Annotated in this window: 15 protein-coding genes; 8 read left to right on the top strand and 7 right to left on the bottom strand. The window is 60.7% G+C overall.

The features are described from left to right. Window positions 1–52 precede the first annotated feature (52 nt). The 3 genes from ACK509_RS01525 to ACK509_RS01515 are packed head-to-tail and all read right to left on the bottom strand — an operon-like array spanning window position 53 to window position 3898. The gene (locus tag ACK509_RS01525; RefSeq protein ID WP_410764734.1) at window positions 53–1111 is read right to left on the bottom strand and encodes an ABC transporter permease; all 1059 of its coding nucleotides are present in this window, start codon (window positions 1109–1111) and stop codon (window positions 53–55) included. Next, window positions 1104–2972: a PrsW family intramembrane metalloprotease gene (locus tag ACK509_RS01520; RefSeq protein ID WP_410764733.1), complete on the bottom strand. Its 1869-nt coding sequence runs from the start codon at window positions 2970–2972 to the stop codon at window positions 1104–1106. Before ACK509_RS01520 ends, ACK509_RS01525 begins: the two co-directional genes overlap by 8 nt. Next, window positions 2969–3898 (bottom strand): ATP-binding cassette domain-containing protein, encoded by a 930-nt coding sequence (locus ACK509_RS01515; protein WP_410764732.1) that lies wholly within the window; start codon window positions 3896–3898, stop codon window positions 2969–2971. The genes ACK509_RS01520 and ACK509_RS01515 overlap by 4 nt, the downstream gene beginning before the upstream one ends. 111 nt (window positions 3899–4009) lie before the next feature. Between ACK509_RS01515 and ACK509_RS01510 the strand changes: the two genes are divergently transcribed. Further along, window positions 4010–4219 carry a hypothetical protein gene (locus ACK509_RS01510; RefSeq protein WP_410764731.1) on the top strand — a complete coding sequence of 70 codons (210 nt, stop codon included), beginning with the start codon at window positions 4010–4012 and terminating at the stop codon, window positions 4217–4219. An 18-nt stretch (window positions 4220–4237) separates the two neighbouring features. On the opposite strand, the gene ACK509_RS01505 is transcribed toward ACK509_RS01510, so the two are convergent. Then, a complete protein-coding gene (locus tag ACK509_RS01505) occupies window positions 4238–5098 on the bottom strand; it encodes a 3-hydroxyacyl-CoA dehydrogenase family protein (RefSeq protein ID WP_410764730.1) in 861 nt (286 codons plus the stop codon). A 114-nt stretch (window positions 5099–5212) separates the two neighbouring features. Between ACK509_RS01505 and ACK509_RS01500 the strand changes: the two genes are divergently transcribed. The 4 genes from ACK509_RS01500 (at window position 5213) to ACK509_RS01485 (ending at window position 9690) form a co-directional block, all read left to right on the top strand. Beyond that, window positions 5213–6130 carry a helix-hairpin-helix domain-containing protein gene (locus ACK509_RS01500; RefSeq protein ID WP_410764729.1) on the top strand — a complete coding sequence of 306 codons (918 nt, stop codon included), beginning with the start codon at window positions 5213–5215 and terminating at the stop codon, window positions 6128–6130. Between the two features lie 292 nt (window positions 6131–6422). Continuing rightward, window positions 6423–7316, top strand: a complete 894-nt coding sequence (locus ACK509_RS01495) for a class 1 fructose-bisphosphatase (protein ID WP_410764728.1) — start codon at window positions 6423–6425, stop codon at window positions 7314–7316. A 108-nt stretch (window positions 7317–7424) separates the two neighbouring features. Further along, window positions 7425–9170 (top strand): acyl-CoA carboxylase subunit beta, encoded by a 1746-nt coding sequence (locus ACK509_RS01490; RefSeq protein ID WP_410764727.1) that lies wholly within the window; start codon window positions 7425–7427, stop codon window positions 9168–9170. A gap of 151 nt (window positions 9171–9321) precedes the next feature. Then, window positions 9322–9690, top strand: a complete 369-nt coding sequence (locus ACK509_RS01485; protein ID WP_410764726.1) for a DUF5658 family protein — start codon at window positions 9322–9324, stop codon at window positions 9688–9690. On the opposite strand, the gene ACK509_RS01480 is transcribed toward ACK509_RS01485, so the two are convergent. Genes ACK509_RS01480 through ACK509_RS01470 form a run of 3 tightly spaced genes read right to left on the bottom strand, consistent with a single transcriptional unit; the run spans window position 9664 to window position 11141 of the window. Then, entirely contained in the window at window positions 9664–10098 is a 435-nt protein-coding gene (locus ACK509_RS01480; protein WP_410764725.1) for a DoxX family membrane protein, read from the bottom strand. The two genes, ACK509_RS01485 and ACK509_RS01480, sit on opposite strands and share 27 nt — an antisense overlap. Window positions 10099–10148: 50 nt before the next feature. After that, the gene (locus ACK509_RS01475) at window positions 10149–10619 is read right to left on the bottom strand and encodes a hypothetical protein (protein WP_410764724.1); all 471 of its coding nucleotides are present in this window, start codon (window positions 10617–10619) and stop codon (window positions 10149–10151) included. 60 nt (window positions 10620–10679) lie between these two features. Beyond that, window positions 10680–11141, bottom strand: a complete 462-nt coding sequence (locus ACK509_RS01470) for a MaoC family dehydratase (protein WP_410764723.1) — start codon at window positions 11139–11141, stop codon at window positions 10680–10682. A 259-nt stretch (window positions 11142–11400) separates the two neighbouring features. Between ACK509_RS01470 and gdhB the strand changes: the two genes are divergently transcribed. The 3 genes from gdhB to ACK509_RS01455 all read left to right on the top strand — a co-directional run bounded on the left by gdhB (window position 11401) and on the right by ACK509_RS01455 (window position 14965). After that, window positions 11401–12684 carry a glutamate dehydrogenase GdhB gene (gdhB, locus tag ACK509_RS01465; protein WP_410764722.1) on the top strand — a complete coding sequence of 428 codons (1284 nt, stop codon included), beginning with the start codon at window positions 11401–11403 and terminating at the stop codon, window positions 12682–12684. 69 nt (window positions 12685–12753) lie between these two features. Further along, on the top strand, window positions 12754–13596 hold the full coding sequence (locus ACK509_RS01460; protein ID WP_410764721.1) for an HpcH/HpaI aldolase/citrate lyase family protein: 843 nt from the start codon (window positions 12754–12756) through the stop codon (window positions 13594–13596). A gap of 115 nt (window positions 13597–13711) precedes the next feature. Further along, on the top strand, window positions 13712–14965 hold the full coding sequence (locus tag ACK509_RS01455) for a Glu/Leu/Phe/Val family dehydrogenase (protein WP_410764719.1): 1254 nt from the start codon (window positions 13712–13714) through the stop codon (window positions 14963–14965). Window positions 14966–14994 lie beyond the last annotated feature (29 nt).

Genomic DNA, 14994 nt, shown 5'->3' with positions numbered 1-14994 from the left:
CTTGTACCCCTTGTGGTGCGTGGCGGCGAGCGAAAACAAGGCGAGAGGTCGCCTACCCGAGTTCGTTCGGGTCGATTCGACTGACGACCATGCGCATGCCGAGTAGCGAGACAGCACCGATGACGAGCAAGCCGACGGCACCAGCAACAGAGGAAACACCAGCAGTTCCGAGTGCCAGTTTTGCGGCGGTGTTCGCGGGGTTGAGTGGGAGCAACGACGTGCCTGCAAAGACGAGCAAGACGCCCACAGAGTAGAGCAACTGCGAACTCCGACGGTCTGGGGCGACGAGCGCGACGGTAGCACCGAGTGAGACGACAACTGCGGTGAGACCGGTCACCAACCCGAACAACAGCTCGAAATTGTGAATGGGCGTCCCGCGAAGAGCGAGCAGCCCCATCCACGCCATCGCCTGGACGGGTGCGAGCCCGCCCGCGGCGAATACCTTCCCATCGACGACGGCGGGGAAGCTCACGGGAGCGACGCGGAGGAGTTCGAGCGTGCCGCGAGCGACTTCCTCAGTCAGTGAATCGACCACGAGCGACCCGGCGATGAACACGGGCAAGAACAGCAACAGTGGGACGAGTACCGTATAGGTGAATCCGAAGTAGGGATTCGAATCAGTCGCCGGAGGGAGTCGAAGCGGCGTCGATTCCAAGAACGCATCGCGCTCGGCGCGCTCGTTTCGTTCGAGTTGCTGGAGCGCATCGCGTAACTGAACGACGATAACCGTGGATTCGACGCCCGAATCCGGCGCAATCGCAAGCACCCGTATTCGGCCCTCTTCGTCGGTCGATGCCTCTAAGACCGCGTCCACCTCGCGTTGTTCGAACGCCGTCAGCGCACTATTGGTCGAAGGATACACTCGGGCATCGATACCCTGTTCGGACGCGGTCGCCCGCAACAGGCTTTCGACGGCTTCGTCACCGCCTGCGATAGCGACATCGACTTCGTAGGACCCGGCACTCGGGTCGTAGAGCGACACGAGACCGACGACGAGGAACGACGAGAACGCCGCCACGAAGAGTTGAATCGCCAGTGCGAGAACGATTGTCTTCTCCTTTCGAAGACTCCCGAGTTCACGCCGGGCGATTGCGAGTCGTGGGTTACCCAAGGAAGCTCACCACCTGCAAGTTGTAGACGACGTGAATGCCGATTGCGCCGAGTAACGCGCCGACGTAGGCGGTCGGTCCGCGTCTCGCACCGAGTGCTGTGACGGTGGCAGTCACCGCGTGGAGCGCGAGCGGTGCGAGCAGGAGTCCAAGCGCCGAGAGCAGGCCGATTTGTGACGGGTCGGCGATGCCGAGTCCCGATGGTTGGAACGCAGTTTGCCCGAGTGTTAGCGATTGAAGCCTGACGACTTGGATAATCGCGGTGAACTTCTCACCGAGGAAGAACCCAAGTCCCGAGAGCGCCCCGAGGACGAGCGAGACGCGAATCGTTCGGGCGAATCGCGCTTTCGTGAACGCGGCATAGACGTGGAGGCTCTTGGCGAGTTCTTCGATGACCGCGACGGCGACGAGGACGAGCGGAATCGTCACGTCGATTGGGAGTACGAACAACACGGCGATAGCGAGGAGTTCGGCGATGAAGACGAACGGAATCGTCAGTGCCGAAACGGTGGCAACCGACCGAGGGCGCGAAATCTGACTGTCGAGTGCGTCGAGGAATTTGAGGGGGACCGGTCGCTGGGTGAACATGTCTTCTTCGCGGTAGACGCCGGTTCCGAGGAGGAACAAGACGATAGAGGCGATGAGAATCGGCCCGACAGAGAACACAAAATCACCGAGTGGAATCGCATCGTCGGCGAGGTCACGGACGACGATGGTCAGCGGCGAGATGAGCGCAATCGGTGTGACGTTCGTGAAGATGGCCGGGACGAACGTGTAGGTCGTCAAGAAGACCGAGACGGTGACGGTGACGAACGTGAGTTCCTTAAACGAACGGGCGAACATCGCGCCGACGAACGTCGAAGCCAAGAACAGCAATCCAATCGGGACGACTGCGGCGATAGACGCGATTCCCCCGCCGATTGCTGCGGCGATGACGACAGTGAGGCCGACCATCCCAAGCGCGTAGGGTGCGGTCTTTCCGAGGACGATATCTCCCGGCGAGATGGGTGCGACGAGCAAGAGTTCACCGCGGCGCTTCACGCGCTCGTTGAGGATGCTCGACCCGTAGGCCTGAATCACGAAGTTCATCGGAACCAAGAACGCGAAGGCGAGGACGAGCGATGCGAAGGGGAACGGCGGGCTAATGTCCGCTGGAGACCCAGAGGTGCCACCGCCGAGGAACCCGCCAGCACCACCGAGGCCGACGTCGGGTGCGCCGCCCGTCTCGTCGTTCGTGCTGGTTTCTGAATCTCCGGTGTCAGTCGTTCCTGACGAAGTCGAAGTGTCGGCGTCAGACCCGCTGCTCGAATCGGTGCCTGAATCAGTACTCGATGTCGAACCCGAGTCGCCGGATTCGACGCGACTGCCCGGTGGAACGAGCGCGCCGCGTTCACGGTACTGAAGTGACACGATGACTGGATAGGCCGCAGATTGGTTCTCTTCTTGAGATAATTGGCGTGCGTTGTACGATTGAACGGCGTCTCTGAAGGCGCTGTAGGCCGCTTTGCTGGTCTGTGTCGGTCCAACCTGGACGAAATTCTCTCGGACGACGAGTTCGACGTTCGAGTCTGTGATGGGTCGGGCGTCGAGCACCGCCGACTGCTCGACTGCTTCGTAGTACGGGTTATCGGCCGCGATACCGACGCGATAGAGGTCGCGGTCGATAGCGACGCCACCTGCGGCGGCACCGACGGCGACGCCTCCGGTCACCAACAGCAGGACGACACCGAGAGCGAGCGTCCGACGGTCGATGGTTTCTGCGGAGCGCGACACCTCCCAGCGGGCGATTCGTGCGATTGCTCGGGCGTGGGCGACGAGGCCCGCACGAATGGAGTCGTTCCGTGAAGGTTCGTCGGCACTCACGAGTTTCCACGTCCTCCTTCTTGGACACTGCCACGCCCCCCGTCTTGCGTACTCTTCGTCGGCGCATCGCGCGCGAGGCGAAGGAAAATATCCTCCAGCGAGGCTTCGTCGGTGCGGATGTCCGAGACAGTCCCACCAGCCTCCTCAACGTCGGTTCGTAACGATTCCACCTCGTCCATCGTCTCGACGACCGAGACGAATTGGTCGCCTTCTCGCTCGCTCTCTGGGAGTTCGACCGTCGTATAGACGCGATAGCTCGTCTCGCCGTGTTGGTCACGAATCTCGGGAACTGTGCCGCGAGCGATGATTTCGCCGCGATTCATGATGACCACGCGGTCGCAGATGGATTCGACGTGAAACAGGTTGTGGGCGCTGAAAACGACCGTCTTGCCGTCGTTTCGGAGTTCGCGGACGAACTCTAACACCACGTTCGTCGTCAGCGGGTCCAGACCGCTCGCGGGTTCGTCGTAGATGAGCAAGTCGGGGTCGTTGACGAGTGAGCGAGCGATAGCGACCTTTCGTTTCATCCCCTTCGACATATCGCCGAGGCGTCGGTCTCGATATTCGAGGTCCAATCTGTCGAGGACGGCGTTGGTTCGGTCGTCCGCAACGTCGCGCGGTACGTCGTAGAGGTCGGCGAAGAACCGAAGATACGACCGCGGCGTCATGTCCTCGTAGAGCGGCGACTCTTCGGGGAGGAAGCCGAGCTTGCGACGCATCGCGGGGTCTTCGGGGTCGAAGCCGAGTACTTCGGCCGACCCGGAGGTTGGTTCGATGAGTCCGGCGAGCATCTTCAGCGTCGTCGTCTTGCCCGCGCCGTTAGGGCCGACGATACCGAATACTTCTCCGGGCTCGACCGAGAAGTCGCTCCCCACGACGGCGGGGAAGTCGCCGTAGGTCTTCCGCAGGTTCTCGACCGTTATCATTGGACAGACGTTCACGCGGGATAGAATAAAAGGATTCGCGCGGATATTCAGAACTGATAGGCATCGGTTCGAGACGCCAACAGTTTCCTCGCTCGGTTCCAATTGGATGGTGTGCCCGCAGACGACTACCTCTCGCCGATGTTCGTTCTCTTCGTCGGTGGCTTCGTGGCCGCGCTCTTCCTCTTTGCCGCTATCCTGACCTACGTCGCAAGCGGCGGCGTCGCAGAAGTGACAGGGCTCGCTGTGACACTCGCGGGGCTCGGGGGGTTGTTCTTGGTCGTCGCAGTAGTCGGCGCTGGCGTGATGCGACTGCGAAAATGAGGGACGCGAGTTAGCGGCTTACTCGTACTCGTAGAAGCCCTTACCCGTCTTCTTGCCGAGGTCACCCGCGGCGACTTTGCGCTTGAGCAGGTAGGCAGGCTTGTAACGGTCACCGAGTTCTTCGAACAGGGTCTCAGAGGCGTCGAGACAGATGTCCAGTCCGATGTGGTCGGCGAGCGTGAGTGGACCCATCGGGACGTTCGTACCGAGGGTCATGCCGCGGTCGATGTCTTCCTTCGAGGCGACGCCTTCGTCGAAGGCGCGAATGCCCTCGTTGAGCCATGGCATGAGGATGCGGTTCGTGACGAATCCGGGCTTGTCGTCGGACTCCCACGTCTCCTTACCGAGTTTCTCGGAGAAGTCGTGTGCGAACTCGACGACTTCGGGCGAGGAGTGCTCGCCGCGGACGACTTCGACGCCCTTCATGATGGGGACGGGATTCATGAAGTGCAGGCCGACGACCTGCTCGGGGCGGTCGGTTGCGGCCGCGATAGTCGTAATCGAGAGCGTACTCGTGTTCGTGGCGAGAATCACGTCTTCGGGCATCAGCTCGTCGAGGTCCGAGAAGATAGAGCGCTTGATGTCCATGTTCTCGACGGCGGCCTCGACGACGAGGTCGCAGTCTGCGAGTGCGTCGAAGTCGGTCGTGCCGGTGAGGCGGTCGCGGACCTCGTCGGCTTCTGACTCAGAGAGTTTCTCTTTGGAGACGAACCGGGAGAGACTGCTGTCGATTGCGTCCAGTCCACGCTCGACGTACTCTTCTTCGAGGTCACGCATCACGACGTCGTAGCCCGACATGGCCGCGACTTGTGCGATTCCGTTGCCCATCGTTCCTGCGCCAATGACCCCCACCGTGTCGATATCGTTCATGCCGCGCATGGCCGAGAGTGTTCTGGTAGCGAAGTAAAACTTGCCGACTCATCCAAAACCGTGACAAAACCATGACATTCACGGAAACGCTCAAGTTCGGTGCAAGAAAGGTGAGAGTCAACGGTGACTGACGCGAACGACACGGGCACAGACGACACCGACCGCGATTACGACGCGTCGTCAGCGCCTGAAGACGAAGACACGGACGGCGCGCCCGACACGCCGGAGGCGGCAATGGAGCAGTTGCTTCGCCCGCAGGAGGGGTCTGAGCAGGCAGAGGCAATCGAAGAACTGGAGGATTTGAAGTTCATCGGCCCGGCGACGAGCGAATCGCTCGAAGCCGAAGGTATCGATGTCGAGGGAATCATCGAGGGAACGGTGTCGTTCCGTGACCTCGTACAGGCAGGAGTGAATCCGGGCGTGGCAGCAAAGATTCGACGATGGCACTCGCTTTCGTGGTCGTTCAGTTCGGGCGACGACCTCGACCGGCGTTCTTCGCAGGTGCGCGGCCTCGACGATGACGAACGACAGTGGATTGCGGCGAGTTCCGGCAGTTGGAAGTCGGAGAAGAAGCCGAACTCCGGCGATTGGGCACCGACAGGAAAAACACAGACAGAACAGGCGTCGAGCCCGGCCCGCGAGGGTGATTGGACGCCCACAGGTGGCGACCAACAGTCCGCCGACGCACCGGTTCAAAGTGGAGATTGGACGCCAACCGGAAAGAGCGGAGGAGAAACTAAGGATTCGACCAGTCCGCGGACGACTGGGGACTGGACGCCAAGCCAGCAGGGGGGCACATCTGCCGACGGGTCGGGTGACGCACTCGCCGCAGAAGCAGCGTGGCGCGAGCGCTCCAAACCAACCCCGCTGACCGTTCTCGAAGGAGTCGGCGAGGAAGAAGCAGACATGCTCTCGGAAGCAGGCGTTCGGTCGGTTCGCCGACTCGCCACGGCCGACCCCGAACACATCGCTGATGCGCTCCTCATCGACGAACAACGCGTCAGTGAGTGGAAAAAACAAGCCCGCGACGTGATGGAGTAACCGGCACAGCCTGCCGCGAAACCACCAACAAATTTACTATCTGAGTAGTAATATTGATTCTCTATTTTCGACGTGTAAAATTTGACTACAATCCTCAAAAAGACTAAAATCGGGAGAATAGACTAATTCAGACCATGCACAGATTTTATATACGATATCACCGGATTTTGTAGTAGAAGATGTCCGGTGCCGATCACCTCACCTCCAATACGGACTCACCCGATGTGCCCACGGTAACTCGCGGTTCTCGCGTGCCCCGCGAAACTGCGCGACAGACGGAGGAAACCCACTAATGGCGACCAAAGATTTCAACACGGCAGATACGGCGACTGCAATTCAGACTATCGACCAAATCGTCGATGTCATCGCGGCGACCGCCCCCGAGATTCGCACTGGACTCCCCGGCCGCCGAATCAAATCCGAGGAGACGAACCCGAGCGGTGAGACGCAGATGGCCGCCGACGTGTTCGCCGACGACCTCCTCTGTAAGCGACTCGGCGCGCTGGAAGGCGTCGGCGAGTACGCCAGCGAAGAACGCCCCGAGAGCATCGACGTCGGAACGGGCGACCTCTCTGTCGCCGTTGACCCGCTCGACGGGTCGTCGAACCTCAAGCCGAACAACACCGTCGGCACGATTTTCGCCGTCTACGACGCACCGCTTCCAGCGCACGGACGCGACCTCGTCGCCGCTGGATACGTCCTCTACGGTCCCATCATGACGATGATCGTCGCCCGCGACAACACCGTCTCGGAGTACGTCATCACCGACGAGTCGAACTACGAACTCGTCCGCGAGGACATCACGCTCCCCGACGAAGGCACGGTCTACGGCTTCGGTGGCCGCGTCCCCGACTGGACCGACGACTTCACTGAATTCGCCCGAGACGTCGAAAAAGACCCCTCACGCAAGCTTCGCTACGGTGGGTCGATGATTGGCGACGTGAACCAGATTCTCACCTACGGGGGCATCTTCAGCTACCCTGCCCTCGAATCCACACCCGAGGGCAAACTTCGCGTCCAGTTCGAGACGTACCCAATCGGCTACATCCTCGAAACCGCAGGCGGGTCGTCCTCGGACGGCGAGAAGTCGCTCTTGTCCGTGGACAAAGACGACCTGCACGCGCGCAGTCCGCTCCACATCGGTAATACGGACCTCATCGCGGAACTCGAAGCGGCGCTCGCGTAAATCAGCGCCAGAACTTTTGTTTACTCAAGTGGTGAGCCGTTGGCTTCGTTCTCGTGCAGCAAATCATACATGGAAAACCATTTTGAATACCGTGTCGCATCCCTGAACATGAAGGTCAGAATCGGTGACGGCGCGACCGGTGAGGAGGCCGAAGCCATCGCACGTTCGTTGGCTCGGCACCTCGGGACCGACGTGGACGTGTACGTCGGTGACGACTCGGACGCCGCCGCGAACGCCGAACCGCCCGCAGACGCCTTCCCGCTCGACGACGACCTCGGCCCGACCGAGCGCGAGGAGCAACTCCGCGACGAAATCGCAGACATCCTCGATGGCGGCCCACAGAAGTACAAAGACCGCCTCCCCGAGCAGGGCAAACTCTTCGTCCGCGACCGTCTCGACCTCTGGTTCCCCGACGGCCTCCGCTTCGAAGACGGCAAGTTCGCACAGTTCGATTCGTGGCACGGCGAGTCGCCCAAAGTCGAAGAAGCAGACCCGAACAACCGCCTGCCTGCGGACGGTCTCATCACGGGTGCCGCAAACTTCGAGGGTCGTGACCTGCACTTCATGGCGAACGACTTCACCGTCAAAGCCGGGTCGATGGCGCGCCACGGTGTCGAGAAGTTCCTCCGGATGCAACAGCGCGCACTCAAGACCGGGAAACCAGTCCTCTATCTGATGGACTCCTCCGGTGGTCGCATCGACCAGCAGACTGGCTTCTTCGCCAACCGCGAAGGCATCGGGAAGTACTACTACAACCACTCGATGCTCTCGGGCTACGTCCCGCAGATTTGTGTCCTCTACGGGCCGTGTATCGCTGGTGCGGCCTACACGCCTGTCTTCGCCGACTTCACCATCATGGTCGAAGGCATGTCGGCGATGGCGATTGCGTCGCCCCGGATGGTGAAGATGGTCACTGGCGAGGAGATTTCGATGCAAGAACTCGGCGGCGCACACATGCACGCCGAAGAGTCCGGCAGTGCGGACCTCATCGCCCGCGACGAGGAACACGCGCGCGAACTCGTCTCGAAACTCATCACCTACCTGCCGAACAAAGCCCACGAGAAGCCGCCGAAATCGGAGCCAAAGCCTCCGCGCTTCCCGCCCGACGGCATCGACGAACTCATCCCCGAATCGCCGAACCGTCCGTACGACGTTCACGACCTCATCGAGCGCGTCGTGGACGCCGAATCGGTCTTCGAACTCAAAGCCGACTACGGACCAGAAATCGTCACCGCGTTCGCCCGCATCGACGGCCGTCCGGTCGGTATCGTCGCCAACCAGCCAATCGAGCGTTCGGGTGCAATCTTCCCCGACGCCGCCGAGAAGGCCGCCGAGTTCATCTGGACCTGTGACGCCTACGAAATTCCCCTCCTCTATCTCTGTGACACGCCGGGATTCATGGCCGGGTCGCAAGTCGAGAAGGACGCAATCTTAGAGAAAGGCAAGAAGTTCATCTACGCCACGTCGTCGGCGACGGTCCCGAAACAGACCGTTCTCGTGCGCAAAGCCTACGGCGCAGGTATCTACGCGATGGGCGGTCCCGCCTACGACCCCGAGAGCGTCATCGCGCTCCCGTCGGGCGAAATCGGAATCATGGGCCCCGAGGCCGCAATCAACGCTGTCTACGCCAACAAACTCGCGGCCATCGAAGACCCCGAAGAGCGGAAAGAACGTGAGCAGGAACTCCGCGAGGAGTACCGCCAAGACATCGACGCCCACCGGATGGCGAGCGAAGTCGTCATCGACGAAATCGTCGCGCCATCCGACCTGCGCGAAGAGTTGAAGAACCGCTTCGAATTCTACGCCTCGGTCGAGAAGTCGCTGCCGGACAAGAAGCACGGCACGATTCTGTAACTCCCACCAGCGACAAATTCTCAAAAATCCCGGATTTCGGTGTCGAAACCGCCGTTAATGTGCTGTTTTTCCTGTGGGTAATATCACGGTAATTGACGTATGCGGTGGCTACTAACGCCAGTCTCCGACGTAGCCGTGGCTACTGGTCTTCATGAGTCACGAAACGACGCGACCGGAGCTAACAGCAAAAGAGCGAAAAGAGCGGTTGCGTTCGCTCCGTGACGACCGTCGCCTGTGGCTCGTCCCACTCGTTGCACTCGTCCTCGACGTACTGACGACTCTCTACGGAATCGAACACGGACTCGCAGAACTCAACCCCGTCGTCCTCTCGCTCGTTCCGTCGCTCGGCATCCTCTGGACGCTACTCTTGTTGAAGGCGCTCGTCCTCGCGGTCGGTGTCACGATGTGGCGACTGCTGCCGCTGCGACACCGTGCAGCCGTCCCGCTCGGCGTCGCCATTCCGTGGGGTATCGCTGGCCTGCTGAACGCCCAGCTAATTCTCTCGACTGTCTTCGCGTAGTGACTGGACGAGGACGGCCCACGCCAGTCCAGCAAGTCCGATGTCGCGGGCGAGTACGTCGCCGAAGAGACCTGCCTCGAGGAAAAATACGAGAAGCAGATACAGACACGTCGCCGTGAGCGAGACGGCCGCAACCGCGCTGGCGAAGGCCGTGTATCGGTCTGCGACGATGGCTGCCCCAAAGCCAACTTCCAGCACTCCATTGACGAGCATGAAGGCAACTGGCGAGATGACGAGCCACGGGGCGAGCCAATCGACCACGTAGACACTCCACGCAAGCGGGTCGAGCAGTTTGTGGACGCCTGCGGCAAAGACCATCAATCCGAGGCCGAGTCGCGCGAGTATCGTGGGCGACGGGGCACGTGTGGCAAGCGAGGAGAGGCGGCGAGAGACGCCCTCGAAATCCATAGATTCGCTAGCGACGCCGGAGAGAAAGGTGTGCGGGTCGATGATACTGTCTACGACTCGTATGGCTCTCTGAGATATCGACTCCCACCGAGCGGATAGCCCTGAATCGAGGCTTGTTCTGTTGACTCCGGAGTGATTCGGTACGTGACCTCGTATCGGAAGTTGGTCGGTTGGATGACCCTGTAGATGTCTCGTATTCCGCCGTGGCAACGCATGCTGACGACGAATTCTGAAGAAGACTGTCTTTCCAACTCAGTCACCGTACACTCGTTGATAGTCTCGTCGTCCCTATCAAGGACCAGTCCACGCGATTTAACGAGTTCATTGTTCAGCAGCATCTCCTCGTATTCGACCGCGTAATTCCGGACGCTTGAGTCATTTAATTGGGCTGGGCGGTCGGGTGCGTATGGGTATGCTTCGGTGTGAACTGTGGGGTTGTACGGGGAGTCTGCGATGAAAAACGAGCCAAGGAGAACGATGCCGAGGACAATGGCAATTTGGCGAGAAAGTTCCAAATCCATGACAAAATATCGGCAGACAGTACAGATAAAAGTGGCCAGCCTCGTGAATCGAACATTCGATTATTCGTCGTCCACGAACTCACGCTTCAACGAGAGTGTCTTCCGCGTGAACTCACACACCAGTTCGTCGCGCTGGTTGAACACCTCGACTTTCATCGTGACGACACCGCGCTCACCGTCGGAGGTTTCGCGCTTGTCGAGGACGGTCGATTGGGCGCGAATCGTATCGCCGTGGAACACCGGTTTCGGGTGCGAGACGTCTTCGTAGGAGAGGTTGGCGACGATGGTTCCGTCAGTGGTGTCGCCGACAGAGAGACCGACGGCGAGGCTCATGGTGTAGAGTCCGTTGACGAGGCGCTCGCCGAACTGGGAGTCGCCTGCGAACTCCGCATCGAGGTGGAGCGGTTGCTGGTTCATCGTCATGTCGCAAAAGCGCTGGTTGTCCGACTCGGAGACGGTTCGGCGCTTTTCGTGTTCGATTGTCTGTCCGACCTCGAACTCCTCGTAGTAGAGTCCAACCATACCATTCCGTGTGAAAGACCGTGATAAAGGCGTGCCGGTCGGCGGCGTCGTGGCGATGGCTATCGGATTTAGCCGTGTTCCGGGAGAGTGTAACGCGGCCCGTGACAACTATTGCCTCTAGCAAAATAAGATAATAACCATTATAATTCCCGACTGCAGAGAACTTCGAAAGCGCTCGCGGCCCCCGTGTAGGGTGGCCTAACGAGACGTGTGACAGCACGCCGGTCACGTGGCTGGACATCGACCGGTTGAACACACTATGTCATCTGCAGATTCCACTGAGACGGACGACGTACCGACAAAAGAGACAGCACTCGAAACCGCACGCCGACAACTCAAGCGTGCCGCCGGGCACCTCGACGTCGACCCCGGCGTCATCGAGCGCCTTCGTCACCCCAACCAAGTCCACCGTGTCTCGGTCCCCCTCGAACGCGACGACGGGACGACGACCGTCTATACGGGCTACCGCGCACAGCACGACAGCGTCCGCGGCCCGTACAAAGGCGGCCTTCGCTACCACCTCGACGTGACCGAAGACGAGTGTATCGGCCTCTCGATGTGGATGACCTGGAAGTGCGCCGTCATGGACATCCCGTTCGGCGGCGGCAAAGGTGGCATCGTCGTGGACCCAAAGGACCTCTCCGAGGAAGAACGCGAACGGCTCACCCGCCGCTTCGCCGAAGAACTTCGGCCTTTCATCGGCCCAACCAAAGACATCCCTGCGCCGGACATGGGCACGGACGCACAGGCGATGGCCTGGTTCATGGACGCCTACTCGATGCAGGAAGGCGAGACGCAAGCGGGTGTCGTCACGGGCAAGCCACCGGTCGTCGGCGGCAGTGAAGGCCGCGACACCGCCCCGGGTCGCTCCGTCGCAATCATCGCCCGCGAAGCAATCGACTACCTCGGCTGGGATATCGAAGACACCACCGTCGCCGTCCAAGGGTTTGGTTCCGTCGGCGCACCCGCCGCACGCCTGCTCGACGACTACGGCGCAACTGTCGTCGCCGTCTCCGACGTGAACGGCGCAATCTACGACCCCGAAGGGCTGGACACGTGGGACGTCCCAACCCACGAAGAAGAGCCAGAGGCCGTCATGAAGCACGACGTGCCGCAGAAGCTCTCGAACGAAGAACTCCTCGAACTCGACGTGGACGTCCTCATCCCCGCCGCTATCGGGAACGTCCTCACCGCCGAGAACGCTCACGACGTGCAGGCAAAGCTCATCGTCGAGGGTGCGAACGGCCCAACCACGTCCGCCGCTGACGCTATCTTCGAAGAGCGTGGCATCCCGGTCATCCCTGACATCCTCGCCAACGCAGGCGGTGTCACCGTCTCGTACTTCGAATGGCTCCAAGACCTCAACCACCGCGCGTGGTCGCTCGAACGCGTCCACGAGGAACTCGAAACCGAGATGCTCCGCGCGTGGGAAGCCGTCCGCGACGAAGTTGACGAACGTGACGTGACGTGGCGCGATGCCGCGTACATCGTCGCACTCCAGCGCGTCGCCGCCGCACACGAACACCGCGGACTCTGGCCCTAAGCCAGCACTCACACGTTCTCGTTTTCTCGAAGACCGTACAGCTATCGTACTCTATTCACATCTCCACATATGCCACGACGAAGTGTCCTGTTCTCGCCCGGCGACCGACCGAAGTTGCTCCGAAAAGCCGCCGGTGCCGGTGCCGACGTACTCGTATTCGACCTCGAAGACGCCGTTGCCCCCGAGCGAAAAGCTGAGGCACGAGAGGCAGTCAACGAAGTCCTCGCCACCCCCGAGTTCGACCCCGACGCAGAAGTGACCGTTCGTGTCAATCCGGGCGAGATGGGCCTCGAAGACGTTTCGGTAATCTGTGCTGACCACCCACCCGACGCACTCGTCGTCCCCAAAGCAACGAGCGCCGAGGACTGCGACCGCGTTGCGGACGCGGCCAGTGACGTTGGCGCAGACTGCCCGGTGATTGCGATTATCGAGAACGCCGTAGGTGTCCTCGCCGCACCCGAAGTCGCCGACGCTGAAGCGACGACGGCAGTCATCTTCGGAGCCGAGGACTTCTCAGCCGACGTGGGGGCGACGAGAACCACGGACGGAACAGAAGTTCTCTACGCTCGCGAGCGGGTCGTCGTCGCGGCCGCCGCCGCGGGTGTCGATGCAATCGACACGCTCCACACCGACTTTCAGGATACGGATGGCCTGCGCGAAGATGCGAAATTCGGCCTCCAACTCGGCTACGACGGCAAGCTCGCTATCCACCCGGCGCAGGTTTCGGTCATCAACGAGGCATTCTCACCGGATGCCGAGGACATCGAATGGGCGAAGAAAGTGCTTCAGGCACGGGACGAAGCGAGTGCCGAGGGTCGCGGTGTGTTCAGCGTCGAGGGTGAGATGATAGATTCGCCACTCATCAAGCAGGCCGAGAACATCCTCGACCGAGCAGGCGGGTCAGCGCAGTAGCGCGATTTTCTCATCTTCGGCCCCTGTTACCTATTATCTATGTCCAAGAGTATTATCATTATAATATGGTAAAATCTCCGCTACGCTTAAACGGACTCCCCGAGGCTATTACAGCATGGCACAAGAGGCGAATCCGTTCGAGAGTTTACAGGAGCAAATAGACGACGCCGCCGCATACCTCGACGTGCGCGACGACATTATTACGCGACTGAAGAACCCCGAACGTATCCTCGAAACGAATCTCTCTGTGGAGATGGACGACGGCCAAATCGAACTGTTCCGAGCCTACCGGTCACAGTTCAACGGCGACCGTGGTCCCTACAAGGGCGGGATTCGCTATCATCCGGGCGTCACCCGCGACGAAGTGAAAGCCCTCTCCGGGTGGATGGTCTACAAGTGCGCCGTCGTGGACATCCCCTACGGCGGCGGAAAGGGTGGTATCGTCATCGACCCCAAAGAGTACAGCGAGTCCGAACTCGAACGCGTCTCTCGCTCGTTCGCCAAGGAACTTCGCCCCTTCATCGGCGAAGACCGCGACATCCCCGCACCTGACGTGAACACCGGTCAGCGTGAGATGAACTGGATTAAGGACACCTACGAGACCCTCGAAAACACCACCGCACCCGGCGTCATCACGGGCAAGGCGCTGACCAACGGCGGCAGTGAGGGTCGCGTCGAAGCGACCGGTCGCTCCACCATGCTCACCGCGCGTGAGGCCTTCAAATATCTGGACCGCGACATCGAAGGCGCAACCGTCGCCGTCCAAGGCTACGGGAACGCCGGTTCGGTCGCCGCCAAACTCATCGAAGACCTCGGTGCGACTATCGTCGCCGTCTCCGACTCCTCGGGTGGTATCTACAACCCCGACGGCCTCGACGCCCGCACCGTCAAGGACTTCAAGAACGAGACGGGCACCGTCTCCGACTACGAAGGCTCCGAACCGATTTCGAACGACGAACTGCTCACACTCGACGTGGACCTCCTCGTCCCCGCCGCACTCGAAAACGCCATCGACGGCGACCTCGCAAACGACGTGCAGGCAGACATCATCGTCGAGGCCGCGAACGGCCCGCTCACGCCCGAAGCCGACGACGTACTCACCGAGCGCGGAACGTACGTCTTCCCCGACATCCTCGCCAACGCGGGCGGCGTGACCGTCTCGTACTTCGAGTGGGTACAGAACCGCCAGCGCTTCTACTGGACCGAAGAGCGCGTCAACGACGAACTCGAACGCGTCATCGTCACCGCCTTCGACAACCTCGTCGATGCCTACCAGAAACACGACCTGCCGAACTTCCGCACCGCGGCCTACGTCGTCGCCATCCAGCGCGTCGTGGACGCGTACAAATCCAGCGGTAACTGGCCCTAATCCGACTGTATTCGCCCGCTGACTGTCTT

Source organism: Haloferax sp. DFSO60, assembly GCF_046557615.1.
Lineage (GTDB): Archaea > Halobacteriota > Halobacteria > Halobacteriales > Haloferacaceae > Haloferax.
Note: the sequence above shows the minus strand (reverse complement) of the source record. Positions and strands in the feature narration are given on the sequence as shown.